Raw genomic sequence first — 24,811 nt, forward strand, 5'->3', positions numbered from 1 at the left:
GGTCAGAGTGCTTTTCCAAGATCGGAAAAGTTCTTTGACCCATTTTTTCGTTTCGTTTTGGCCGATCTTTACGCCGGCGATTAATGCACGTCATCCGAGCTGCTATTGCAGTTCGAATAATTCGTGTTTGCCATGGTTTGAGTATACGAGCCAGCCACATTCATTGGGGGAACCGTTACACAACGTACACGCCGTGTATTGGTCGTATTTGTCTTTGCCTGCACATCCTTATGCGTTGGCTGTGCTGTACAAGCAGCTACCAGGGGCAAGGACAAGGCGAGTAGTACAAACTTGTTCTGCGACATATGATGCACCCCGAATGTCCGTTAGGGATTACATAACTTCACTGTTTCAGGCACCTTGCCGCGCGATGATAGTCGCACCGGCCAAAGTTTGGTAGACACTCATGAGCCGCTTTGCGCTTAGCGCGAGAACGGGGCCTGGTTCACTTCTGGACCACTGGACGAAACGCTAGGGCGCTTAAAGGAGACGGGGTCAGTTAAACCGGTGGAGAGTCGTTGACTTAACTACCTCCGTCCCCTTTTTCTCCCCATATTTACCGGGAATTCAATGGTGATGAACGGATGAATTCACTTGCCTTTCGATGCCTGGCCGGATGCGCGCTGTTGGCGGTCGGCCAAACGTATGCAGCCGTTCCCGGTAGCCAATTCACTTCCTTTGCCGGCTTCGAGTTGGGAACCCTCACGCTGAGTCAAGTAGCGGAGAAACTTGGGGCGGCCAAGCTTGTGGAGGTGGGAGATGGTGGCGAGTACGAGGCATCAATCTGCTATCGCACGCCGTTCGGCCTGATCTACTTCCTAAGTGGCGAAATGGGTCGGTCCGAGCACGATTTGCTTGGGTTTGGCCTCGGTGAATCTGACTCGACAAGGGCAAAATCTTGTGCGAGTTGGCCATCCTCTCGGGCCGTCCCTGACCTGTCCTTAGGAGGTATTAACCTCGGAATGTCAAAAGCCGCCTTCGCCAGTGCAGTACGCGCTAACGTCCGCTGGGAAAACGAGATTGCTTATGTGGCCTTCGAAGGCAAGCGTTTAATGACGCAATCTGAGGTGACCAGTCCGCCCAAGGAAGTGCGGCAAGGAATTCGACGCGGCGAGACGCAAAGCTACTTTGACGTAGACGTCTCGCTCATGGCCACATTCCAGGATGGAAGGCTGACTGAGCTCCACTCCTGGAAGATCGAATCGCAGTAGGCGTTTGAGCAAGTTGCAATAGGAAAAGTGGCGGCCGTTCCAGAATGCAGGCATCCCGTCCGAGAAGCTGACCAGCGGGCTCGGTGTCCGCTCCCGACCCGGAGCAATGAGATGGACTCCTCCTCACCATCGGCATCGTTGAGTGCCAGACTGGAGTTGCGAAACAACCAGTCAACGGCGAGAAGGAGTCCACTCATGAAGCTTATGCGCATTGGGGTCGACTTGGCCAAGAATGTCTTCCAGGTCCACGGTGTCGATCGTCGGGAGAAGGCGGTGTGGCGCAAGAGGCTGCCGCGAGATCGATGGTTGCAGGCAGTGAGTGAAGCCGCCGAACCGGGCTGCGAGGTCGGCATGGAGGCCTGTGCCGGTGCTCACCATTGGGCCAGGCAACTACAGGCGCGAGGTTTTCGAGTGAAGCTGATCGCGCCCCAGTACGTGAAGCCGTACGTGCCGCGCAACAAGAGCGATGCCAAAGATGCGGAGGGCATCTGCGAAGCAATGAGTCGGCCCAGCATGCGCTTCGTTCCGATCAAGACGGTGGAGCAGCAAGACATCCAGGCCGTGCATCGCATTCGCACCAGGTTGGTGGATGATCGGACGGCCAAAGGCAATCAGATCCGTGGCCTGGTGGCCGAGTATGGCCTGGTCGCTCCCAAAGAGTTGTCTTCGTTGCGTCAGGCGATCCCGTGTTGGTTGGAACGCGCCGACAACGGCTTAAGCGCACGCTTTCGCCATCTGCTTCATGACCTGTGGCAAGACCTGCTCACGCTCGATGCACGTGTGATGGAACTGGAGGACGAGATTCGAGCGCTGGCGAAGTCCGATCCCGACGCGGTTCGTCTGCAACAGTTGCGTGGCGTCGGCCCGATCATCGCCACTGCACTGGTAGCGGCGATAGGCGACGCCAAACAGTATGCCAATGGCCGCCAACTGTCGGCCTCGCTAGGCCTGACGCCGGCGCAACACAGCTCGGGCGGCAAGGAGCGGTTGCTGGGCATCAGTAAACGCGGCAACGCCTACGTGCGCTCGCTGTTGGTGCATGGCGCCCGAGCGATGCTGCGTACGGCGGCCACCAAGGACGATGCCTTAAGCCGATGGGTGATCCAGTTGGCGGCACGATCCCATCCCAACGTGGCCTGCGTGGCGCTGGCCAACAAGACGGCGCGCATGGCCTGGGCCATGTTGCGTCATGGCACGGATTACCAGCCGGCGTTGGCGGCTGCCTAAACGAGTGACGTCTGGAACTATCCTATCCACGATTGCGAAGCACCCTGCACGATGACGAACCGGTCGGACCGGCGTCGGCAAAACCCTGAAATGTCCACGTGCCACGAGCACGACGGAGCGATTGGGAGCCGATGCGCGACTAGCTCATCAAGGCCCAGCACCCTCCGGGAGTGAGGTTGGCGGAGGCCGGATATACGTTTGCAGTCGACACGGACGCCAGAGCGCGGGATGCTTGCAACAGGGGAGGAGTCCATATACGGACCTTGCCGAAAGGACAGCCAAACCGGAATGCTCCAACTGACTTTATCGTTTGGCGAATGGGGATCAAATGAATCGACAGACGACGGTCACCCTAGTTCTCCTACCCGGAATGGATGGAACCGGCGAACTGTTCGAACCTATCGTCGCCGCGGTTGGCCAAAGATTCCCTGTAAAGATCATCAGGTATCCGGCATCGGAACCGCTCGGCTATCCAGAGCTGGAATCGGTCGTTAGATCGTCCCTGCCAACGGACGGACCATTCGTAGTTCTTGGGGAGTCGTTCTCTGGGCCAATAGCCGTTGCCGTTGCTGCATCCCATCCGAATGGTTTGATAGGACTGGTCCTGTGCTGCACGTTTGTGCGCAATCCGCGTCCCCGGCTTCGCCCACTGAGTTTTCTAATTGACGCGTTACCGACAGGTTCGCTCTTCGCTCGCGGTGCTGGCGTTGCCTTGCTCGGGAGGTTCTCGACCCCAGAACTGCGCCAGATGTTCCTACGCGCGGTCGCCAAGGTGGCTCCGGCAACATTCCGGGCGCGGCTGCGATCAGTGCTGGAGGTAGACGTTACTAACGAGCTCGCCGCAGTGCAGGTGCCGATCCTGTATGTACGTGCCGTAGCCGATAGCGTAGTGCCAGCCGGGGCGGCCGAACTCGTCAAGAGCATTCAGCCTAAGCTGAAGCTTGTCGACGTCAGGGCTCCGCATTTTTTGCTTCAAGTGGAACCGGGGAAGGCAGCGGACCTGATCGGAGAGTTTGTCGACGCCATTTGTCACCCGTAACCAATGACTCGAAGCCGGAAAAGACTTCTCTAGACGTAACCGGACCTTGCGACTGGCGCGCCGGCTAGGCTAGCTTTGATCGTCCGCTTCCGACTGCGGATTCAGCCGGTCGTTGCAACAGTTTGATGAAATCGCTCGGCCGGCGTTTCGTAGTTTAAGGTTTTCCTGGGTCGCTCGTTCAGGCGCCTTGCCACGGCATCGAGTTGCGCTTGTGAGAACCCGGATAGATCCATCCCCTTGGGGAAATACTGCCTCAGAAGTCCATTGGTATTTTCGTTCGATCCACGTTGCCAAGGGTTGTACGGATCACAGAAGTAGACCTTGATGTCCGTCGCCAACGTAAAGCGCTGATGTTGAGCCATCTCCGATCCTCGATCCCAGGTCAGCGATCGATACAGCTCGCGCGGAAGTTTCCCTGCGTGTTTGATCAACGCATTGACCACCGTCTCACTGTCCTTGCCGTCCAACCTGACCAGCACGACATAGCGTGACCACCTCTCGACCAGCGTGGCGATCTGGCTGTTCCTGCCGCCAAACAAGAGATCGCCCTCCCAATGGCCTGGCACGGCTCGGTCTTCGATATCGGCGGGACGTTCGCGGATCGAGATGGCGCCGGTGATCTGAGCATGATCATCGGTTTTTTGCGTGTGATGTCGCGACCGGCGCATGGCTCGCGTGCGCCGAAGGTGCGCCAAGAGCTCTTTTTTCAGGGCTCCGCGCGCCTGGATGAAGAGGCTGCGATAGATCGTTTCGTGCGACACCTGAAGCGCCTCATTCCCCGGGTACGTCCGTTTGAGCCAGCCGGCAATCTGCTCCGGCGCCCATTGTTGCTGGAGCTTAGCGGCTACCAAGCGCGCCAGGGTCCGGTGCTGGGCAAGCTTGCAGGGCTTGGGGCGACGGGCGCGATCCAACGCGCGTTGGTCGGCGCAGCTGGCCCGGTAGCGGTCCTGTCCGCCATTGCGTCGAATTTCCCGGCTGATCGTCGATGGCGCCCGGCTCAACCGCACCGCCACGGAGCGTATCGATTGTCCTGCCATCAGCGCCCGTGAAATCTCTTCGCGCTCGGCTAGGGTCAGTGCTCGATCAGGCCGGCAGCGCACCGCGGGCCGGATACCGCCGGTCTCGGCCAGAACCCGGCGGACCGAGGAATGATGCCGATCAAAGAGCCTGGCAATCTGGTGAAGAGACTCGCCACGCTGCCAGCGGTCCCACATCAGCCCAATCTGCGTGTGGGTGTAATGAATCGGAGGTCGATGGGACATCTTGCAACACTCCCGCTGCTCGCGCAGTCTTTAGTGTGTTGCAACGACCGGCTGAATCCGCAACCCGAAGCGGACATCGCCGGATGTGGGTATCTTTGCCTGAATGGTCCACTGCTAGGAGTCAGCATGATTCGTGTGATCGGGTTCTATCGATGGAAAGACGGCGCAACTTTTGATCACGACTACTACAACTCGGCTCATATGCGCTTAACGAAGCAGGCCCTCTCGCCTCATGGGTTGCTTCGCTTAGAAAGCGATCGCTATGTATCCGCAAAGTCTCCCGTTGCGGGCGACATAATCGCCGCATCCAACGCCTACTTCCCTTCGATTGAAGTTGCGCAATCGGCACTTGCGGCGGCCGGCGCCGCGCTTACGGCGGATTTGTCGAATTACACAAACCTGACCCCCGAGTTACGGCTAAGCGTCGTCACCGATCATCCGTAAGTCGTTACCCACTTTAGGGGGGGCTCTGACCGTCCGCTTCCGACCGAGGCTGTGTGAAAACGCTGGCACGCTTTTTCAGCTGGTCAATACTTGATCAAATTGGTGCGCGTGGGTTGAGTTCCGGGCACTTCGTGCTCGACAACCCGGCCAGAAATCGCGTACGTGGCACATGTTCGAGAGCGACCCAACGTTTTCACACAGCCTGGACCCGGAGCAGACCCTTCCGGCTCTAACTAACCGCAGAGGCTCACCGCAACGCTTCCATGTGTCTGGCCAGAAAGTCACCGACAAAGGCGACGATAGTGTCGGGCGCGTCGAGCGTGGCGAAATGGGTGGATTCGAGGATGTCGATCTCTGCCTCCGGTGCGTCTCGTCTATAGGCGAAGGCGCCTGGAGTCGTGAAAAACCTGTCCTTGTTTCCCCAGAGGATCAGAACAGGCACGTTCAAGCGATGGAGTAGCGATTGCCATTCCGGGTAATGCTTCACGTTGGTTCCATAGTTGAACCAGAGATCGTTTCGCGCATCGATGATTCCCGGTCGTTGTGCAGCGGCAATCATCTGCATCACGGCGTCCGGGCCTGCATGGTCTTCGTCGTCCCAGTCGGCAGACTTTGGATAGCCAAGGGACCGCAGGTAGGCTGCCCGTCGGTTATCCACCGAGGGGTTTCGGTGGTCCCAGTGTTGCCTTAGTTCCCCATTGGGATCCTTGGCAGAGGGGAATCCATCGAGGTGAATGACGCCGTTTTGCACCACGATGGAGGCGATGGCCTCTGGGTGAAGGGTCATTAGGCGGAAACCGACAGGTACGCCGTAATCCTGCATGTACAGGCTGTACCGGGATATACCGCGCGCCTTCAGAAAGTCATCCACCGTTTGCGCCAGATGGTCGAAAGTGTAGGCATAGGTGAGATGGTCCGGCGCGTCTGAATAGCCGAAAGAGGGATAGTCCATGGCAATGACGTGCAGATGCCTGCCGCTTGCAAGTGACTCCATGACCTTCACGTACATCAGCGACGAGAGTGGATTGCCGTGGAGAAATACGATGGTTGGATCGTTGGGATCGCCGCCCTCGCGGTAGAAGATCTGCAATCCGTCAACGGATTGCCAACCCTCGCGCAGGGACTCGGCGTGTGCCGGTCGCGCAAGTGCACATAGCAACAACAGGGACAGAAAGGCGACAAGTCGCATATATTCTTCACTCAAAATATTGGGGAAGCGTTGACCGCGAACGCCAAGGTTGCCAGGCTGGTTCGCGGCAATGTGGTTTGATCGGCGATCGCATCCCGGGCGCGGCTTTAGTATTCGCCCATCGCGAGTCGGCGTGAATCGATATTTCTTCAAGCGCAGTTGAACGCACTTCAACCCAGGGAATAGCCATGCCTTACGTCTTGCCGCCCATGCACACGCTGAGGACGTTCGAAAGCGTCAGTCGGCTGCGGAGCTTCACCGAGGCGGCGGAGGAACTGCATCTCACGGTCAGTGCGGTCAGTCACCAGATTCGAGCTATAGAAACGTTTTACGGGACCAAGCTGTTCCAGCGCAGCCATCGCGATGTCGCGCTGACCAAGGCGGGCGAGTCGCTGCGAGACGTGGTCGAAGCGTTTCTTGACAGGCTCGCGGCGGTCGGGCGATCGCTGCGCTGCCAACAGGCCAATCGTCTTTCGCTCAGTGCACCGCCATCCTTCGTCAGCCGATGGTTGATGCCTCGACTAGGTGAATTTCTCGGCACCCACCCGGATGTGGACTTCAAGCTACGCGCGACGACGGAGCTGATCGACCTGGAAGCGGACGAGGTCGATTTCGCGATCCGCTACGGCAATGGAAGCTGGCCGGGCCTGCTTTGCGAAAAGCTGTTCGACGAAGACGTGTTTCCGGTGGCGTCCCCCGCATGTCTGGAAAAGTCAAATATTCGCGGCCTAAAAGATCTTGGAAATGGCGTACTACTTCGCGATGACTTCCTCTGCTGGAGTGACTGGCTGGGCCGAATAGCCGAGCCCAACGTGTCCAAAGCCTCAGGCCCGGTCTATGGCGATTCGTCGCTGCTGCTACAGGCCGCCGAAGCGGGTCAAGGCATCGCACTTGGTCGGAGCCTGCTTGTCGAGGATGCATTGGCTACGGGGCGGCTTGTCCGAATCGGATCGCGATCATTGAAGACCGACGGAAGTTACTATTTGGTGTACTCGTCAACGACACCGGGCACGCCCGCGGTGGAATCCTTTCGAGCGTGGTTGATGTCGGTTGCGAAGAGATAGTTGGTTTATGTCCGCCTCCGACCCCAAGCGGACATGTGGCTTTTGGTTGCTCATGGGCCCATGTGACCGACGACAGATTTGACACAGTTTGCTCACGACACGATCAGTGTATGGCCCATGCAGGCGGGCGTTCGCTGGTGCTACACCCTGTGTGCGCTGGACAACTGCTCGCAAACTGGAAAAGTCCGCTTCCGACCCATACCGGACGTTTCACGTGTAGTGAAACTTGGCAACGCTAGGCGCCAGCGTGGTCAGTCGTTTGGCTCGTTGGGTGGTCATGCAGGCTCCGCCTGGGTAACGATTCTGCGTCGTACGCGTGCAGCGACCCGGATTTCCCGAGAACGCTAACCGCTGGGCTTAAGTCGACAAAACACGTCCGATGAGATTGAGTTAGGACATTTTCATTCGCTTCGACACATGGGAGGGCTGATCGATGAGCACATCTGCCTTGATGCTGACGCTTTTCACCGCATGGACACTCTTACTACTCATTCTCATGGAGGTCATCCGCTCTTCCCTGGTTGTCTCGGGACGTGCCAAATCCAGTGAATTCAGGCCGGACAACGCGAACCATTCACCATTTTTGCAACGACTGGCACGCGCGCATGCCAACTGCATCGAGAGCTTTCCCATAGTTGGCGGTCTTCTTCTTGTAGCCATCACCACCGGCCGTATTGGCGTCACTGATGGGCTCGCCCCATGGCTTCTGATGGCTCGATTTGCCCAATCAATCATTCATCTCTGCTCCTTGAGCGTCATCGCGGTCAACGCTCGTTTCTTCTTTTTTGCGGTGCAGATTGCGATCGCGGTCTACTGGACATGGGCCCTGATTGCACGATAATTCGGGAATTCGTTATCTGCGACACAAGCATTCCAGCGAGACGCGATAGATCAGAATCGCTTTTAGCCGATGACGATAGTTGTCGGAAGCACAGTCGGCAGGCGAGCTGGTAATGTCCGATTCCGAACTGGAGCGGACTCTTCTGGTCTGACGTTAGAATCGGTTCTATAGGTTAAGTTGGAGGGCGCATGGAGCTGCTTGACCACTTTTTCGGTGCCTACTTTCATCGAGATTGGGCGTCCGATGCATCGTCCTGGCAGGACGTTGTTCGCCGATTCCGGGCCGACGAAGGCAGCGCCGTCTCCAAACGATTGGCAAAAGAGATTGGTCTGTTGCTTGCCGAACATCCCACGGATGTAGAACTGGCATCTGCAATGAGTCGACTTGGCTGTTACTACTGGCCCGGGTCGTCGGACCAATGTCGCATGTGGTTGGGTGAAGTCGTAGACATGCTGCGAGCGCGGGTGAACTGACCGTTTTCGACCCGAGGCGGACACAAGAACATGGCGTCTGGCGCCAAGATCTTGATTACAGGAGGGGCCATGTTTCGGGATAAGGTCGAGTGCTATCAAGCCATAGGTACGCACTTGCGGCGGCGTCAAAAGGCCCATGGAACTCGATCAGGGTAGAAATAGCCCTTGCAGAATAGCCAAGTGAATGCAGTCGTCTGCTACGTTCACGCCGAATTATCTGCGACGGACTATCTAACGGGTGCTCCCATGCTGGCCCGCTACTCTACGAGCGGGCTCGCTTAGTGAGCACCGAGGATAAAGGGCTATTCAAGGGCTGCGTGTTCACCCTGGAGCGCAACGGGCGTTACGACGCAAGGTTCCTTTACGAGTAGCGGACATCCGCGTTGCATTGTCAGGTATTGCATATGGCTGCCTCCATAAGGAACTCCTAACGGAACGATTCCAAGCGGCGGCTTAATATGTATTGCGGGTCACCATTGAGGGAGCTGGGAGCATGCCCAACCTCATCGTCGCCAAGTTTGATAGCCAGTTCGCAGCTGCCTCTGTCGTGGACAAGCTGCTATCACGAGGTCTGCAGCGCGCACATGTGGTGACTTGTGTGGATGAAAGCGTTGGCAATTCAGCCGCAAGTGCGAGCGCGCCGACGTCTGTGGTCTCCCGCATCAGCCATCAGGGCCATCGAGAGAATCAGAAGCTATTGGAACTGCGTTCGCCAAGCAGCCTTCCCGGACCGGCGCAGATGGGTCGTGCTGTGGTCACCGTGGAACTCGACGATGAAATGACTGCCGATGAAGTGCGTCATCTCATCGAGCACGTTGGTGCGACGTCCATCGAGCTTCTGAATATGCAGGCACCCATAGAGAGTCAGCTCATGTGGCCTGATCACGGTACTAGCTCTTCGGTGGATGTAGAGCGAGCCATTTGCGCTACTCGGGGTAGCGAGCCCTTGGGGCCACATTCTCGGCACTAGCCGCATAGGGGCGGCCAGGATAGCCATTATTCGACCGAGGTGTCGTGGTGGGGGCACCCCCACCACAAGGCCCGTGCCGATTAGTGCTTAGTAGGCACGATAACCGTATCGATCGCATGGATGACGCCGTTGCTCGATGCGATATCACGCTGCGTTATGTTGGCACCGCCGATGCTGAGCTTGTCGCCGTCTTTCCTGACGGACGCGGCTTGGCCCTGCATCATCGTCGGCGCGGTCAATTTCTCGACCTCGACGGCCGATGTCCGCCCAGGTAGCACGTGGTACTTCAGCACCGAGATCAATTCCGCCTTGTTCTCAGGCTTCAGCCAGTTCTCCAGCGTGCCCATAGGGAGTTTCTCGAACGCCGCATTGGTTGGCGCGAAAACTGTGTAGGGGCCTGAGCCTTTCAGCACGTGTGTTAGCTCGGCTGCTTCGAGGGCTTTTCCTAACGTTTGGAAGGAATCGTTACTCGCTACTGTATCGATGAGATTCTTGGGAGAAACGGGTGGGCTATTGGAATCATGATTGGACATGGGGTTGCCTTGAGTGATGATCCGCATGGCGGATTTTGGGCGGACGGATCCGCGACTCCGAAGTAGATCGAAGAAGTACTCAGATGGCGTTAGGGAGAGGACCGCGTGGCTGAGACGCCTGCCGAGGAGGAGACTTTCTTTCCCGGCGCCTCCGCAGCATGCGCTTGCAGTTGTTAGCTAAGGGTAAGTCGGCCAAGTGCAGACAGGGCCGCCGCAGTTCCCGCGAAGGACTATGCTGGGTTGGACCAAGCCAAGAAGGCAGCAGTCATGACTACCATCTCTGGGACGACCATAAATGGCCTTACGTACGAAGGTCACTACGAGCACGCAACCTCGGGTCGCGTCACATGGAGCGCAACGTACAGGCGAAGCGGCATTTTGTTCGGTATGCGGCACGGGGGCATTAGCGAACTTCAAGGCGTTCCCGTTCCAGAGGTCGATACAGCCGTGATGTACGATATTGAGCATACGTGGACTCCATCAAACTAGTTGCAGTCCTGGTGGCACGTCGAACGCTGCCGAAAGCTGATGCGAATCCCCTGTCGGCAATGGGGCATTAGAGCGCAGCAGAGTTTCGCAAACACGGTCAGGCTGCGTTTCTTCCGCCAACGTCACCGTGAAAGACTTCTCAGCGCGCTGCGCACGTGATCATCCATCCGCTGCCGACGCACCACGCATTGCGCCTCGAGGCGCAATGCGTCTTCCGTTCGCGACACCGGGGCTTGGCCATGCGAGGCCGCTGCGGCGGCCTATTGGCATTGCTGCGCGCGGGGCAGACGCAGCTGCGCCCCCGCGCGGACGTCATCGGAAAGTCGTTGAGGTCCGAAGCGAGTTCGGGAAAAAGCACCGCCGTGAGTTCGGCGTGGTGGCGCTCCCAAGTTGGCGTAATGGCCTCGAGTTGAAGCGATACAGCAGCTCACTGCCGCAGGGCGCATGGAGGGCTCTGCCAAGGGAAGTTTGCTGATGGGCGTGGGAGGAGTGAAATCCAGAGACCTCCCGGTGTCGGCTCGCCGGATCGTGGCAATGGTTGTGGCGATCGGCTGCCATCTCGTCCTGCTGATGGCGCTGCTGCGACCGGCGGCCCCTCGCACTGACATGGCCCCGGAAGTGGAAAACGACGAAGCGGCGCTCAAAGTGCGATTCATCTCGCCGCGGGCGTTACCCGCGCCTCGGCTGGTCGCACCCCCTCTGGACGTCTCTCCGGAGGCAGCGGTGAAACAAAGGATGCCGCGGTCGGTTCAACGCGTCGCGCAAGTTGGGGTACGGTTACCCGAGGCAGATTCCTCAGACGCGTCGCCCGCGTCTATCGCTCCCAACACGCCTTCCGCACCCGATCAGTACACGAACAATCAAACCCCCACGGGAGACGGAGGATTTCGGGATCGAGTGCTCAACTCCCAACACTCCCAAGGCATTCCTGGGGTGCCTGGCTCCGATCGGCGTGTCGCGCCAGACCTTGAGTTGACCAACCCCAAGGACCAAGGCGTCGGTTCGGTGGTGCGCAGCACGCAACGTCTGTTTGGCATTACGGATCGCCACTGTATCGACGTTGAAGTCTGGCAACACCTCACCGCGGACGAATTGAAAGTGCGATATCTCTCGGCTGCTGACGTCGAAAAAGAATCGGAAAGATACAACTGCAACCGGCCGCTGGGACTCAGCTTCTAGGGCCGTTTGACCGACATGGTCTGGCCGCTGGATGAGGAGGCACGCAAACGCGACCTGATATTCTCGATGGCATACCTAGCACTTGAGCATGCCACGTATGGGCCAGCGGCCTCCGGTTATCTTCATCCACGGTTTCATCGGCGCGCTGGTTCCCGACTTCCCCTTTCCGCATGCGTCGCCGGACATGTACGGCTATGGCAAGCACCGGAACGCCCCCGTTGATGTCATCACGCTCCCGCATCAGGTCGACTATCTTCGGACCTTCGTGGACGAGCACTTCCATGGCGGTCCTGTGGATCTCGTGGGCCACTCGGTCGGCGGCGCGATTGCCATGCTTTTTGCACACGCTTACCCGGACCATGTGCGCCGTATCGTCAACATCGAGGGCAACTTCACGTTGGCGGACGCTTTTTGGTCCGCGTCGGTGGGCCGAATGAGCCAAAGCGAAGCGGAAGCGCTACTCGACGGCTTTAGGGCTGACCCCGCTGCTTGGATAGGTCGCTCTGTTATCACGCCGAAGCCTGAGTCCGAGGCGGTGGCCGCGCAGTGGCTGGATTTTCAACCCGCATCTACGCTCCGGGCCATGGGGCAGTCCGTGGTCTCCGTCACAGGTGACGGTAGCTATCTCGAAGCACTGGCCAAGGTCTTTGAGGAGCGCCCCGTGTATCTCCTGTCGGGAGAGCGCTCGCATGATGGATGGCATGTGCCGGACTGGGCTCTGCAAAAGTGCGCTGGTCGTTTGACGCTGGCTGGCTGCGGGCATCTGATGATGCTCGACAATCCGCCGGCGTTCTCGGCGGCCCTGGCATCGTTCTTGACCGGGTAAGCGGCCGAAGCTGACGCGGGGCGAGGTTGTCTTTCTACACTGTCGTTCACCGGACTGCGGATTCCGGTCTGGGGCGAACAGGCATTCCTGAAACATCTGTCCACCGCGCTGCCGGCTCCGATACGGCCGAAAGGGTGCCTGGCATTCCGGTATTCGCGGGCGCCCGCTCACCCGGCGTAGGCGACTCGGCAGCAGCGGGCTCCGCGCTCGGGTGCTACCAGTTGAGCTCGCCGAGCATGGCGGCGTATGTCTCTATGCCGTCCCATAGATTCTGCAATCGGGCGTTCTCTTCGGCGGCGTGCTGGTTGTTGTCGTGGTTGGCGATGGGTAAGCCGATCACCGGAACGTCCAGTATCTTGGCGAAGAGATAGATCGGAACACTTCCGCCCATCATGGGCAGCACGGCCACCGGGCCTGGGGCGGTGCGCTCCGCCGTAGCCAGCACGGCGCGCGAAGCGGGACTGCTCATATCTGCGCGGTAGCCGGGATAACCGTGGCCCCAGTCGAGCCTTACCAGTTTGGAGTTCATGCTGCGTGTCGCCTCATCAGGCTCAACACGAAGCACGGTCCAGCCGAGGTCTTGCAGCCTTTTCTCCACCAGTTCGCGCACTCGTTCCGGCGTCTGATCGGGAACGAGGCGGAAATCCAACGCCACCTCGGCGGTCGCGGGGATCGCCCGGGCGGGGCCGCCAGCCTGGAGGCCGACCACATTGAGCGCGGGGCGCATGGTGCTCGCGGTCAGGCCGTCGTCGCCCTCACCATGGGCGATACCGAATTCCCGCTTCAGTGACGCCTCCACCGGCGGCAGCGCCGCGATGGACTCTCGCTCGGCCGCTGTCAGCGGACGCACCTCGCGATCAAAGCCGGGGATGCGGATGCTACCGTCGGGCGCGCGTAGATCCATGACCAGCTCCGCTGCCTGGTAGGCCGGGTTGGGCACCCAGTTGCCGTAGTGGCCACTGTGTAGCGGCCTGAGCGGCCCATAGACGGTAGCCTTCAGGTCAAGCGAGCCCCGTGCGCCGAAGTAGAGCGTGCGCCGCCGTGACTGGTGCATGGGCCCGTCGCCGATCAACCACAGATCGGCAGCGAGCAGTGACTGGTGCTGACGAAGTATGTCGGCCAGATGCGGTGATCCTTGCTCTTCCTCACCTTCCCAGAACACCTTGACATTGACGGACGGCGCTCGCCCTACAGCCTTCAGTGCGTCGAACGCTTCCAGGAAAGCGACGATCGAGGATTTGTCGTCGCTGACAGCGCGACCGAACAATCGCCATTCCGGATTGAACGGTGGGCGCAGATGACCCCAGTCCAGCGATGGCGCCTTCGGGCTCGGTCCGCTGCGCAGTACCGGTGCAAAGGGGTCCACCGCCCACTCGGCGCGGTTGACGGGCTGGCCGTCGTAATGAGCGTAGAACACCACCGTCCGCTTGGCGCCGGGCGTGGTGAGTTCGCCATAGACGACGGCCGGCACACCTGGGCCACCCTGCAATAGCTGAGCCTGAAATCCGCGCTGCGAGAGCTCCGCCTGCAAGCGATGGGCCATGGTTTCCAGGCCGGAGGCTTCCTCGGCGACGCTGGGGATCGCGGTGAATTCAGAGAGCTGCCGCACGACGACCGGCTCATGTCCCTGGCGCCATTGACGGACCTGTCCCACCAGCTCGTCGCCAGCGGTTGCAGTCGTACATGCGATGCCGCAAACGACGGCAAGTACCATTTCTTTCATCATTGCCATGCCTCCTGCCAGGCGGAAACATCTCATGGTTTCGACCAGTCCACGGAGCCGCCGTCACCAAGCGGCGCGTATGAACACGCCAGATTGCAAGTGATCAGTTGCCCCGGACGACTTGATGGAGCCGTCCCCGCAATGCCGGAGGCTCAATGGTATGCATTGAGCCGCCATCGCAGTCCAAGCCTTTGTAGATCATAAACGTCCTGAGCTACTGCGAGAGGTCGCTGGTCGACAAAAAAGGGGAGGGGTCATTTGCGCCAATGACTTCCTTACCAGAGCCTGGGGGGCAGGTCAGATGGGCGCCACTTGCTCGAAACACGCTACGTGGCATCTGATAACGGGCAGGGGCATCATGTGGCGTGTAAATCGAGCCAGAGGTCTCTTGTCATGCGCGAAGACAGCCCCGCTCCAGGACATCGCTTGTCGCTGGACGAATGGAGCCAAGCCGGACGCATGATGGACTATCGAGGGCATGCCATCTTCGTGCGGGATGCCGGAGCGCCGGGGGCTGAGCCACTCTTGTTGCTTCATGGTTTTCCCACGGCCTCCTGGGATTGGGAGGCGCTGTGGCCGAGCCTGGCCCGACAGTTTCGGGTCTACACACTGGACATGATCGGCTTTGGCCTTTCGGCGAAGCCCGCGGACTATTCGTATTCATTGATGGATCAAGCGACGCTCGTTGAGTCGTTCCTGTCCATGGAAGACCTGGGGAAGTACCACTTGCTAGCCCACGACTATGGCGACTCCGTGGCGCAAGAGTTATTGGCGCGCCAGCAAGAGCCAGGTCCTCGTCCCAGGCTGCTCAGTGTTGCATTCTTGAATGGTGGATTGTTTCCGGAGACCCAGCGACCGGTGCTCGTCCAGAAACTGTTGCTTTCTCCGCTTGGCCCCTTGGTGGCCCGGCTGACAACGCGTGCCACCGTGGCCAAAAGCATGCGCAAGATCTTTGGGCCGGCGACGCAACCAGATCAAGCACTCATTGATGCCTTCTGGCGCTTGATCACGCGCAATAACGGTCTCGCCGTTGCGCCCAAGCTGATTCGCTACATCATCGAACGTGGCGAGCATCGCGAGCGTTGGGTTGGCGCCATGCAGCATGCTCGAATTCCACTCAAGCTCATCAACGGCATGGCTGATCCCGTATCCGGTCAACACATGGCGGCTCGCTATGAGGAGTTGATTCCCCAAGCTGACGTCACGCTATTGGAGAACGTCGGCCACTACCCTCAAATCGAAGCGCCAGATGCCGTATTGGCCGCTTATTTGGAGTTCCGACACCGCACCGCCCTAAATGCCATCGCCACTGATCATAAAATTCTGACTTTGCGAGATGGCCGAACCGTCATCGTGCGCACGCTACGGTCCGAGGACAAGGACATGCTTGACGCGGCCTTTGAAAGGCTTTGCAAGGAGGCGCGTTATTCACGCTTCTTTTCCACGGTTCGCGCCGTGCCGGATGACATCCTGCATCCTACTGCGCCCGGTCCCCAGGGGCACGCGGTGGCCCTGGTCGCGCTTAGCGGAGACGGATCCGACCAGGTCCTGACCGGCGGCGCGCGCTACATCACCGATGCAGTAGGCGGGACTTGCGAGTTTGCCGTCACGATAGCCGATGACTGGCGCAGTCTTGGACTGGCGCGGCAGCTCATGGAGACGCTTATTGGCATTGCGCGTACGCGGAGCGTTCGGCGCATGGAAGGCTGCGTCCTGTCGACCAATACGGGCATGCGCAGGCTGGCCACTAGGCTCGGCTTCAAGGACCTGCCGTACCCGGACGATTACTCCCTTCGCTTGGTTCGCCTAGACTTGGATGAGTCAACGCACCGTCCAGTAGGCATCTCCTAGCTTGCCGTGTAATGTCCGCAACTCATGGCTGACACCATGGGCTGACCCGAAAAAGGTTTGTTCCTAGGGGTCTTTATGTGGAACCAGCGCGGCTCTGCGCCCACCACCGGTTACCCGTCTACTCCTAGCGGAACAAGCCCAGTTTTATCCATCGGTACGGGGCACACCTGCCAACGACCGACTGAAGCTGCAACCGAAAGAGACTTCCGTCGACACAACGTTCGATATGACGCCCCTTCACTAAGGAGACCGTTCCATGCCCCGTCCCGTAGTTCGAATGCTAGCTGTTGCAACCGTAGCCCTGGCGAGTGCGTTTGGGGTCCACGCCGCACCTGCACAAGAGGGCGTCATTCACTACACCACCGGAGAGAGCAAATACCCCTTCTCGCCGGCCGTACGTGCCGGCAACACCGTCTATCTTTCTGGGCAAATCGGTCTCGATGCCTCGGGCCTTGGCAAAGACTTCGAAACCCAGGCGCGCCTCGCCATGGACAACATCATGTCTGCAGCCAAGCTCGCGGGGATGGGGCCTGAGAACATTGCCAAATGCACCGTCATGCTGGGTGACATGAAGAATTGGGAGGCCTTTAACACGATCTATCGCACCTATTTCCAGGCCGGGAAGTTCCCTGCGCGTAGCGCCTTTGGTGTGACGGGCTTGGCTCTAGGGGCCGCCCTGGAAGTGGAGTGCATCGGCTACGTCACGACGCCAGCAACCTCGCACTAATCAAGACATCGACTGCCCACGCTTTTCGTGCCACAGGTTCCTAGGCGACCGTGTTAGTCAGCACGGGAGATGTTCGCTTCCCACCCGAGGCTGACGCTTTCAGTCGGGCGTTAGCGTGCGATTTGCCATGGACAGTTAACCTGGCGATGGGCAGATAGTGCTTATAAGGGTGGGTGATTCAGGGCTGCGCTCAGCAAGTGGGCGCAGACCTACCGTTGGACGTACAAGTGCGTCTATTGGCATATAAGGGGAATGTCAGTGATCAAAATGTTGGCGTTTGTATTGATCGGAATATCTTCGATCGCGTCCGCCACCGACGTGGTTTCAATCCCTCGAGTCACACCTTACGAGGGTGGTGTCGGAACGGATGATGTCCGGCAGAAATGTGATTGGAATGCAAAATTAAGTGAAAACATCGCTCACTTTGCAGAGGGTGGAGCGACCGTTACGGACACGGACGTGTCGAGGTTAAGCGGGAAGGTTCTCACCATGAGAATCACCCAGGTACATGCGATTGGCGGCGGCGGCTTGACCGGCCCCAAGTGGGCAGCAGTTCACGGTGAGCTCCATGATGGCAGCAAGCTGGTGGGTTCCTTTGACGCGCATCAGCACACTTCGGTTGGCTTGACTACATGCGGCTCGCTTAATCATCTCGGCAAGGAGCTTGGCGAAGATATCGCGGACTGGTTAAAGACCCCAACATTGGATGCGAAGCTGTAGAGGCGTATCAGAAGAGGGGTGGGTTTACTTTAAGCGCGATCAGACTAAAGAGCAGGGATGAGGCGGGAATTTCGCGACACCCGAACGCGATTCGACACCAAGCCAGACAGTAGTCGCGTCACCGACTCCGGCCTCATACTGCGAAGCATCCTTAGCATCGGTCCGGAGTCTCCATGCGTCGTCGCGATTTTCTCACTGCAGCGGTAGCCACCACCGCCGCCGCGTCCACTGCCCTTATGCTGAGTAGCCGGTCGGCGCAGGCTGCGCCTGCCACGCCTACCGCACTGGCCGGATTGGCCCCCATGACCGCCGGCGCCAAGCCGATTTCGGTGGAGGAGCGCCAGGCGCGGATCGCCAAGCTGCAACGGCTGATGGTCGACCAGAAGATTGGCGCCTTGATCCTGGAGTCGGGTTCGAGCCTGGACTACTTCACCGGCATCCAGTGGCATCGCTCGGAGCGCACGACGGCCGCCGTGATCCCGGCCCGGGGTGACATCGTCGTCGTGACCCCGGCCTTCGAAGAGCCGTCGATCCGCGAGACGCTGGCGGTGGGCGGCGATGTGCAGCCCTGGAATGAGCATGAGAGCCCATTCGCCCGCCTTGTTGGCGCGCTTCGCGACCGCGGCGTTAGCTCCGGCCCGATCGCCTTCGAAGCCACCACGCGCCTGTTCATCGTCGACGGGGTGCGTGACGCAAGCGCCGGGGCCTATCGGGTGGTTTCCGGCGACGCCCTGGTGAAAGCCGTCCGGCTGATCAAGTCCCCGGCCGAACTCGCGCTGATGCAAACCGCCAATGACGTCACCCTGGCGGCGCTACGCTACGTTCATGGCAACGTCCGCGCCGGCATGCGCCCCGACGAGATCGCCGCCATGATGAACGCCGCCACCGTGGCCCTGGGCGGGGCGCCGGAGTTCGCCCTGGTGTTGATCAACGAGGCCAGCGCCTATCCGCACGGCTCGCACCAGCCGCAGACCCTGCACGAGGGTTCGGTCATCCTGATGGACGTGGGTTGCACCGTGCATGGCTATCAATCGGACATCTCGCGCAGCTGGGTGATGGGCCAGCCGACCGCGAAACAGCGAAAGGTCTGGGACACCGTCAAGCGGGGCCAGGAGCTCGCGTTAGCCACTGCCAAGCTGGGCACTCCGGTGGGCGCCATCGACGATGCCGTGCGCGCCTACTACGAGAAGGAGGGCTGGGGCCCCGGCTACCACCTGCCTGGTCTTCCCCACCGCACGGGTCACGGCATCGGTCTGGACGGCCACGAGCCGCCCTATCTCGTACATGGCGACGCCACGCCGCTGGCAGCCGGCATGTGTTTTTCCGACGAGCCGGGGATCTACATTCCCGGCGAATTCGGCATCCGGCTGGAAGACTGCTGGCACATGACCGAGGCCGGCCCGAAACTTTTTACCGCGCTCGCCAAGTCGATCGATGATCCGATCTGATCGGGTCTGAAGGACGGGCATGCGTCCCATATCACTCTCGTTGCGAAGAGCTTCCCATGAAGATTGACGCAGTCCGAAAGTACGCGATGGGGTTGGCGGCCGTCACCGAGGAACCACACCACCAGTCGTCGTCGTTTCGAGTGCGAGGAAAGATTTTCGTCACGATTCCGCCTCCAGCTGACTTCATCCACGTTTTCATAGGTGAAGAAGACCGGGAGACTGCCCTGGCGCTATATCCAGAGTTTCTCGAAAAACTGCTTTGGGGCGGGAAGGTTGTCGGTCTGCGAGTAGCACTAGCGTCGGCCAAACCTAACGCAGTGAAGTCATTGGTTAACAAGGCCTACGAGACGCGATCGTTGAAGGATGGGGGTGCAAAATCCACCAGAGCGGGCCTTAGTTGACGATGGCAATGAGCGTGATACACCGTGGATAAAAGTGGCAAATGTCGGCCTTCGATTAGGAATATCCTTTTGAAGGGACTGACGCGGAGACAGCGATGAGCGATATACCTGAGGCGTTGTGGGATCCGCACGAAGCGACGCTGAACTCTGAATTCGAGTGGAGACAGCGACGCTGCATGCTTCGATTTCATGGAGCCCTATGACGATCAGCAACAATGCCAACCCACGGCCAAAGCGGCCTGACTAAGTCTCCCTAGCTTCCGAGCCACCCGGGGTGGTTCACCATCGCCCGGAATTCGAACCTATGCCCAAATCCGCCTCTATCTTCTGTCTCTTGCTGCTCGCTACGTCGCTGAGTTCTCTGGCACAGGGCAGTCAGGGGCAGGGGGCTGGGCCGGCCGGTGCCGTCGCTAGCGGCCGTTACCCCAATCTGTTCGCCGAAGCTGGCCACACCCGCCCTGACGTGGAAGAAAAGATTCAGGCAGCCTTCCAGCAACTGTTCCACGGCGACCCTGCCACGCAGGCGGTCTACCACGAGGCTGGCAGCAACGCAGACGGGCCACTGGCTTACATCCACGATGTCAACAACGATGATGTGCGCTCGGAGGGTATCTCGTACGGAATGATGATTGCCGTACAACTGAACCGCAAACGTGAATTTGATGCGCTCTGGAACTGGGCGATGACCCACATGTACCAGCGCGATCCGTCGCATCCGGCGTACGGCTATTTCGCTTGGTCCGTCCGTACCGATGGCATGGTCAATGACCCGATGCCCGCGCCCGATGGGGAGGAGTACCTGATCACTGCGCTGTACTTCGCCGCCGCGCGCTGGGGTAACGGCCAGAACCCGTACGACTACCGCGCCCAGGCCGATCGCCTGCTCCGCAACGTGCTGCACCGGGAGGCCATCACCGGCCAGACCATCCACGGTCGAATGACGGCACTCGGCCTGTTCGATCCCAAGACGAAGATGGTCCGTTTTACGCCTGACGTTACGAACGCGGCGCACACCGATGCGTCCTATCATTTGCCGGCCTTCTATGAGGTCTGGGCGCGGGTTGGGCCGCAGGCCGACCGGGCGTTCTGGCACGAGGCTGCGCAGGTCAGTCGCGACTATCTGGCCACCGCCGCGCACCCAACGACTGCTCTTACTCCCGACTACGGCAACTTCGATGGCACGCCGTGGGCGGCACCATGGCGGCCGGATTCAGCGGATTTCCGTTACGACGCCTGGCGCAGCGCGATGAACTGGTCAGTGGATGGGTCGTGGTGGGCACGGGACCACCGCGAAGTCGAGATGAGCAACCGCCTGCAGGCATTCTTCGCTTCGCAAGGCATGGACGCCTATCAGAGCCTGTACAAGCTGGACGGCGCGCCCCTGGGCGGCGGCAGCGTCACCGGCCTGATCGCCACCAACGCCGTCGCGAGCCTGATTGCTACCGATCCGCGCAGGTTGGCCTTCGTGCAGACATTATGGGAGCGTCCGGTGCCTAGTGGACCGCAGCGCTACTACAACGGCATGCTTTATCTGATGGCCTTGCTCCATTGCAGCGGCGATTTCCGCGCATGGCTGCCGCACCCATCGCCCTGAGATGTATATCCGGACGTGCGCGTCCATCTATGAAGTAGTTAGGCCGACATCCAAAATCGTGAGAGAGCCATCATGAGCAAGGTATTCGTAAACATCGGACTAAGTCTTGACGGCTACATGGCGCCGGAAGGGATGAATATCGAGCATTGGGATAGACCTGAGTACAAGAACTGGGGCGCCAAGTGGGGGGCGCTGATGAGTTGGATCCTCAAACAGCAATATTTTCGCGAGAGCCTCCAGTTCGGTCAGGGAGGAGAGACCGGTCCGGTCAACGATATGCTCCGTAACACCATGGAGCGCAGCGGCGCCAACATCATGGGCAAGCGAATGTTTGACGCAGGCGAGCGAAGTTGGCCAGAGGAAGCTCCGTTTCACACCCCTGTATATGTGCTCACCCACGAGAAGCGCGAACCGTGGGTCCGGCCGGGCGGAACGACGTTCTATTTCTTCAACGATGGACCAGCGAGTGCCCTTGAGCAAGCCCGGGAGTCTGCCGGCGATCGTGACATTCGCATCTCCGGCGGAGCGGATGTGATACAGCAGTACTTGAACATGGGCGTCATTGACGAGCTGGAAATTGCCCTGGCTCCCATACTTTTTGGCAGTGGAAGGCGCCTGTTCGAAAACCTGCACGAGCCCGTGCCGCAGTTTCGAATCGATAGGGTGCTCAATACGCCAGATGCTACGCACCTGCGCTATGTGCGTGCGTAAAAGCGTCCTGACAACACGATGCAGGTGACGGATTTCATAGAAAGCGGCGGCCCAAGCCCCTTGGCATCGTCTGAGCGGGGCGTGGCTTACATGGACCACAGAACATGAGGACGTAAGGTCCGCTTACGACCAGGACAATGCGCACCGCTGCGCTCATTTGCGCAGTCCGAACATCCTGTCGCATGCCTCTTCAGCGACCCTTAGCCCGTCCTCGGTGAAATGTACCGACTTGGCTTTGTTCGCTGGGTCGTAAATCAAACCTTTGGCGTGCAAGCGGTCGGAAATTTCCCAGTCGATGCCTTTCCAGGCACGGTCATGGTCATGCAATGTGAGGTAAAGAAGCGCCATGGCCGCTTCATCAATTTTTTCCGGGTCAAGGTCCATGATCGCCTCCGGTCTAGGTAGCTGAGATTACGCCGGCGTCCTAAAGCTGTCCAAACACAGAGCCACTTCGATCTCAAGATCAGGAGGCGACAACATGGCCGATCCCAAAACAGCAAGCGGCACGGTGCCTGAAGGTTGGCACGCCGTAACGCCACGATTGGTAGCTCATAACGCCGAAGAGCTGGTCAGCTTTGTCACCTACGTGTTCGAGGCGGTTGGTGAGTACGCGGTTGCCACGCCTTCCATACTTCGCATCGGTGACTCCAATCTCATGGTTAGCGAAGCCGGTGAGCGCGAGCCCGCACGTGCTTTTCTCTACGTCTATGTACTTGATGTCGATTCCGTTTATCGCCGCGCGCTTGAACGCGGTGCGCGGTCGATTGAGCTTCCCTTTGAGACGCCCTATGGAGATCGTCGCTGTATGGTCGAGGATCCGTGGGGAAATACGTGGCAGGCGGCTGTCGCAAGACAGCCCGATCATCGCTAGATGGCAATGAGGGCTGTGGCGCCGCCTTTCGACTCGATGCAGACACCACGCGTCAGGCGCATGAGAGGGCGGTTCCGTCTCGGATGCAGACGGCCGGCAATCGCGAACCCGCGTCATGGAGATCTGATGAAGTCGATAAAGGCCCTAAGCGGCGAGGGGAGATGCCGACGGCCGGGGTAGTAGAGAAACGGACCGGTAAACGTCTGCCACCAGGGTTCCAGTACAGGCTCGAGCGCACCGTTGTCGAGGTGAGGTCGCAACCAGTCTTCGAAAAGGTGGATGACGCCCAAGCCATCCACGGCGGCTTCAACGGCCAAGTCCACCGCCGAACCCAGGCGCACCAGCAGCGGGCCGGCGGGGTCGACACGAACGATCTCTCCGTTACGTTCAAACTCCCAGGTTGGGATGGCGCCGCTGGCAAACTGCCCGCGCAGGCAGGCATGGGTGAGCAGGTCGCGCGGGTGCTCCGGTCGACCCCTCGCGTCTAGATAAGCCGGTGATGCGGCGGTCGCGAAACGCTGAAAGCGGGGGCCGATGGGCACCGCGATCATGTCTTGCTCAAGCCGGTCGTCGTAGCGGATGCCCGCGTCGCAACCTGCCGCGAGCATGTCAACGAAGCTGTCCTCCACGATGACTTCCAGCTTGATCTCGGGATAGGTCTTGAGGAACGGCGTGATGATCGACGGAAGCACCAGACGGGAAACATTGGCAGGGACGTTTAGTCGGAGCGTTCCGGTCGGCCGGTCTCGAAAACTGTTGACGACGTCCAGCGCGGCCTCCACCTCACCCAGGGCGGGCACGAGCCGTTCGACCAGGCGAGCGCCCGCCTCGGTCGGCACGACGCTGCGGGTCGTGCGGTTAAGCAGCCGAACGCCCAGGCGAGTTTCCAGGCGACGCACGGCCTCACTCAGGCTCGACGCGGATGTCCCGCTTGCGCGAGCCCCTTCGCGGAAGCCTCCCGCCTGCACGACGGCCAGGAATGCAAAGAGGTCCTGAAGATCTGTCGCCATTGTTCGAAATTCCGCACAACCCGTACCGATTTCACAGGATTATCGCGCAAGTGGTCAATGCCTATAGTCGTACTGCAGCGACATTCCAATCGCATTACTTGGAGGCAACATGACTAACCTCACGAAATCTGGGAGCTTTTTACTGGGTGATCGCCGAGTGACCCGCATGGGCTACGGCGCGATGCAACTCGCCGGGCCTGGCGTATTTGGACCGCCTAAAGACCGCGAAACGGCGCTTGCGGTGCTTCGCGAGGCGGTGGCGTCTGGTGTGAATCACATCGACACCAGCGACTTCTACGGGCCCCACATTACCAACCAACTGATCCGTGACGCCTTGCACCCGTATGCACAAGCGCTGGTGATCGTAACCAAGGTCGGTGCGCTGCGCGGCGCCGACGCGTCATGGCAGCCGGCACAGAGCCCGGCTGAGTTGACTCACGCAGTGCACGACAATCTTCGCAATCTTGGTGTCGATGTACTGGACGTCGTGAACCTGCGCGTCATGGGCAATGTGCATGAGCCCAGCGAAGCCTCGATCGAGGAACAGTTCACCGCGCTGGCCGAGCTTCAGCGCCAGGGTCTGATCCGGCACCTTGGCTTGAGCAATGTCACTTCTGCTCAAGTGGCGCAAGCGTTACGCATCGCGGAGGTGGTATGCGTGCAGAACCACTACAACCTCGCGCATCGCGATGACGATCCGCTCATCGATGAGCTCAGCCAGCAGGGCGTCGCTTACGTTCCCTTCTTTCCGCTCGGTGGCTTCACGCCGCTCCAGTCCGAGACGTTGTCGTCCGTTGCCGAGAGGTTGGGAGCGACGCCGATGCAGGTGGCGCTTGCCTGGCTGCTGGCGCGTGCACCCAACATCGTTCTCATCCCGGGTACGTCGTCACTGAAACATCTGCGAGAGAACCTGGCGGCGGTCGAGCTTGTGCTGACGGACGACGTTATTTCCGAACTCGAAGAGATCGGAAAAGGTCGTGGCTAGGCAGCCAGCCCTATTCTCAGCAC

25 protein-coding genes are annotated in these 24,811 nt (G+C 59.6%); 19 read left to right on the plus strand and 6 right to left on the minus strand.

Annotated features, from left to right (window positions below):
- The first annotated feature begins 584 nt into the window (after nucleotides 1-584).
- From ACT01B_RS09060 to ACT01B_RS09070, 3 genes are all read left to right on the plus strand, one after another.
- On the plus strand, nucleotides 585-1,211 hold the full coding sequence (locus ACT01B_RS09060; protein WP_445147019.1) for a hypothetical protein: 627 nt from the start codon (nucleotides 585-587) through the stop codon (nucleotides 1,209-1,211).
- 195 nt (nucleotides 1,212-1,406) lie between these two features.
- Nucleotides 1,407-2,438, plus strand: a complete 1,032-nt coding sequence (locus tag ACT01B_RS09065) for an IS110 family transposase (protein ID WP_445147020.1) — start codon at nucleotides 1,407-1,409, stop codon at nucleotides 2,436-2,438.
- A gap of 328 nt (nucleotides 2,439-2,766) precedes the next feature.
- A complete protein-coding gene (locus ACT01B_RS09070) occupies nucleotides 2,767-3,477 on the plus strand; it encodes an alpha/beta fold hydrolase (RefSeq protein WP_445147021.1) in 711 nt (236 codons plus the stop codon).
- Nucleotides 3,478-3,578: 101 nt separating this feature from the next.
- On the opposite strand, the gene ACT01B_RS09075 is transcribed toward ACT01B_RS09070, so the two are convergent.
- On the minus strand, nucleotides 3,579-4,739 hold the full coding sequence (locus tag ACT01B_RS09075; protein WP_445145236.1) for an IS30 family transposase: 1,161 nt from the start codon (nucleotides 4,737-4,739) through the stop codon (nucleotides 3,579-3,581).
- Between the two features lie 126 nt (nucleotides 4,740-4,865).
- On the opposite strand from ACT01B_RS09075, the gene ACT01B_RS09080 reads away from it, so the two are divergent.
- Nucleotides 4,866-5,183, plus strand: a complete 318-nt coding sequence (locus ACT01B_RS09080) for an EthD family reductase (RefSeq protein WP_445147022.1) — start codon at nucleotides 4,866-4,868, stop codon at nucleotides 5,181-5,183.
- A gap of 247 nt (nucleotides 5,184-5,430) precedes the next feature.
- On the opposite strand, the gene ACT01B_RS09085 is transcribed toward ACT01B_RS09080, so the two are convergent.
- Nucleotides 5,431-6,372: an alpha/beta fold hydrolase gene (locus tag ACT01B_RS09085; RefSeq protein ID WP_445147023.1), complete on the minus strand. Its 942-nt coding sequence runs from the start codon at nucleotides 6,370-6,372 to the stop codon at nucleotides 5,431-5,433.
- 209 nt (nucleotides 6,373-6,581) lie between these two features.
- Between ACT01B_RS09085 and ACT01B_RS09090 the strand changes: the two genes are divergently transcribed.
- From ACT01B_RS09090 to ACT01B_RS09105, 4 genes are all read left to right on the plus strand, one after another.
- Nucleotides 6,582-7,436 (plus strand): LysR substrate-binding domain-containing protein, encoded by an 855-nt coding sequence (locus ACT01B_RS09090; protein ID WP_445147024.1) that lies wholly within the window; start codon nucleotides 6,582-6,584, stop codon nucleotides 7,434-7,436.
- Nucleotides 7,437-7,869: 433 nt separating this feature from the next.
- Nucleotides 7,870-8,277: an MAPEG family protein gene (locus ACT01B_RS09095; protein ID WP_445147025.1), complete on the plus strand. Its 408-nt coding sequence runs from the start codon at nucleotides 7,870-7,872 to the stop codon at nucleotides 8,275-8,277.
- Between the two features lie 188 nt (nucleotides 8,278-8,465).
- Nucleotides 8,466-8,750, plus strand: coding sequence for a contact-dependent growth inhibition system immunity protein (locus tag ACT01B_RS09100; RefSeq protein ID WP_445147026.1), 285 nt, complete (start codon nucleotides 8,466-8,468; stop codon nucleotides 8,748-8,750).
- A gap of 493 nt (nucleotides 8,751-9,243) precedes the next feature.
- Complete coding sequence (locus ACT01B_RS09105; RefSeq protein ID WP_445147027.1) at nucleotides 9,244-9,720, plus strand: hypothetical protein; 477 nt, start codon at nucleotides 9,244-9,246, stop codon at nucleotides 9,718-9,720.
- Between the two features lie 80 nt (nucleotides 9,721-9,800).
- On the opposite strand, the gene ACT01B_RS09110 is transcribed toward ACT01B_RS09105, so the two are convergent.
- Entirely contained in the window at nucleotides 9,801-10,253 is a 453-nt protein-coding gene (locus ACT01B_RS09110; protein WP_445147028.1) for a fasciclin domain-containing protein, read from the minus strand.
- A 933-nt stretch (nucleotides 10,254-11,186) separates the two neighbouring features.
- On the opposite strand from ACT01B_RS09110, the gene ACT01B_RS09115 reads away from it, so the two are divergent.
- Together ACT01B_RS09115 and ACT01B_RS09120 are read left to right on the plus strand one after the other, a co-directional pair.
- Nucleotides 11,187-11,921: a hypothetical protein gene (locus ACT01B_RS09115; protein WP_445147029.1), complete on the plus strand. Its 735-nt coding sequence runs from the start codon at nucleotides 11,187-11,189 to the stop codon at nucleotides 11,919-11,921.
- Nucleotides 11,922-12,009: 88 nt separating this feature from the next.
- On the plus strand, nucleotides 12,010-12,747 hold the full coding sequence (locus ACT01B_RS09120) for an alpha/beta fold hydrolase (protein WP_445147030.1): 738 nt from the start codon (nucleotides 12,010-12,012) through the stop codon (nucleotides 12,745-12,747).
- Nucleotides 12,748-12,961: 214 nt separating this feature from the next.
- On the opposite strand, the gene ACT01B_RS09125 is transcribed toward ACT01B_RS09120, so the two are convergent.
- Nucleotides 12,962-14,473 (minus strand): M20/M25/M40 family metallo-hydrolase, encoded by a 1,512-nt coding sequence (locus ACT01B_RS09125; protein WP_445147031.1) that lies wholly within the window; start codon nucleotides 14,471-14,473, stop codon nucleotides 12,962-12,964.
- A 390-nt stretch (nucleotides 14,474-14,863) separates the two neighbouring features.
- Between ACT01B_RS09125 and ACT01B_RS09130 the strand changes: the two genes are divergently transcribed.
- From ACT01B_RS09130 to ACT01B_RS09160, 7 genes are all read left to right on the plus strand, one after another.
- Nucleotides 14,864-16,321 (plus strand): alpha/beta fold hydrolase, encoded by a 1,458-nt coding sequence (locus tag ACT01B_RS09130; protein ID WP_445147032.1) that lies wholly within the window; start codon nucleotides 14,864-14,866, stop codon nucleotides 16,319-16,321.
- A 256-nt stretch (nucleotides 16,322-16,577) separates the two neighbouring features.
- Complete coding sequence (locus ACT01B_RS09135; RefSeq protein ID WP_445147033.1) at nucleotides 16,578-17,048, plus strand: RidA family protein; 471 nt, start codon at nucleotides 16,578-16,580, stop codon at nucleotides 17,046-17,048.
- Nucleotides 17,049-17,306: 258 nt separating this feature from the next.
- A complete protein-coding gene (locus tag ACT01B_RS09140) occupies nucleotides 17,307-17,768 on the plus strand; it encodes a hypothetical protein (protein WP_445147034.1) in 462 nt (153 codons plus the stop codon).
- 302 nt (nucleotides 17,769-18,070) lie between these two features.
- Nucleotides 18,071-19,216 carry a M24 family metallopeptidase gene (locus ACT01B_RS09145; RefSeq protein ID WP_445147035.1) on the plus strand — a complete coding sequence of 382 codons (1,146 nt, stop codon included), beginning with the start codon at nucleotides 18,071-18,073 and terminating at the stop codon, nucleotides 19,214-19,216.
- Between the two features lie 56 nt (nucleotides 19,217-19,272).
- The gene (locus ACT01B_RS09150; RefSeq protein ID WP_445147036.1) at nucleotides 19,273-19,617 is read left to right on the plus strand and encodes a hypothetical protein; all 345 of its coding nucleotides are present in this window, start codon (nucleotides 19,273-19,275) and stop codon (nucleotides 19,615-19,617) included.
- A 304-nt stretch (nucleotides 19,618-19,921) separates the two neighbouring features.
- On the plus strand, nucleotides 19,922-21,211 hold the full coding sequence (locus ACT01B_RS09155; protein WP_445147037.1) for a glycosyl hydrolase family 8: 1,290 nt from the start codon (nucleotides 19,922-19,924) through the stop codon (nucleotides 21,209-21,211).
- A 72-nt stretch (nucleotides 21,212-21,283) separates the two neighbouring features.
- Nucleotides 21,284-21,922 carry a dihydrofolate reductase family protein gene (locus tag ACT01B_RS09160; protein WP_445147038.1) on the plus strand — a complete coding sequence of 213 codons (639 nt, stop codon included), beginning with the start codon at nucleotides 21,284-21,286 and terminating at the stop codon, nucleotides 21,920-21,922.
- Nucleotides 21,923-22,075: 153 nt separating this feature from the next.
- On the opposite strand, the gene ACT01B_RS09165 is transcribed toward ACT01B_RS09160, so the two are convergent.
- A complete protein-coding gene (locus ACT01B_RS09165; protein ID WP_445147039.1) occupies nucleotides 22,076-22,306 on the minus strand; it encodes a DUF6429 family protein in 231 nt (76 codons plus the stop codon).
- Between the two features lie 94 nt (nucleotides 22,307-22,400).
- Between ACT01B_RS09165 and ACT01B_RS09170 the strand changes: the two genes are divergently transcribed.
- Nucleotides 22,401-22,793: a VOC family protein gene (locus ACT01B_RS09170; protein WP_445147040.1), complete on the plus strand. Its 393-nt coding sequence runs from the start codon at nucleotides 22,401-22,403 to the stop codon at nucleotides 22,791-22,793.
- 113 nt (nucleotides 22,794-22,906) lie between these two features.
- On the opposite strand, the gene ACT01B_RS09175 is transcribed toward ACT01B_RS09170, so the two are convergent.
- Complete coding sequence (locus tag ACT01B_RS09175; protein WP_445147041.1) at nucleotides 22,907-23,803, minus strand: LysR family transcriptional regulator; 897 nt, start codon at nucleotides 23,801-23,803, stop codon at nucleotides 22,907-22,909.
- Nucleotides 23,804-23,912: 109 nt separating this feature from the next.
- Here ACT01B_RS09175 and ACT01B_RS09180 point away from each other — a divergent pair, with 109 nt between their 5' ends.
- On the plus strand, nucleotides 23,913-24,788 hold the full coding sequence (locus ACT01B_RS09180; protein ID WP_445147042.1) for an aldo/keto reductase family oxidoreductase: 876 nt from the start codon (nucleotides 23,913-23,915) through the stop codon (nucleotides 24,786-24,788).
- Nucleotides 24,789-24,811 lie beyond the last annotated feature (23 nt).

The sequence above is a fragment of the Dyella sp. Tek66A03 genome (assembly GCF_052567735.1).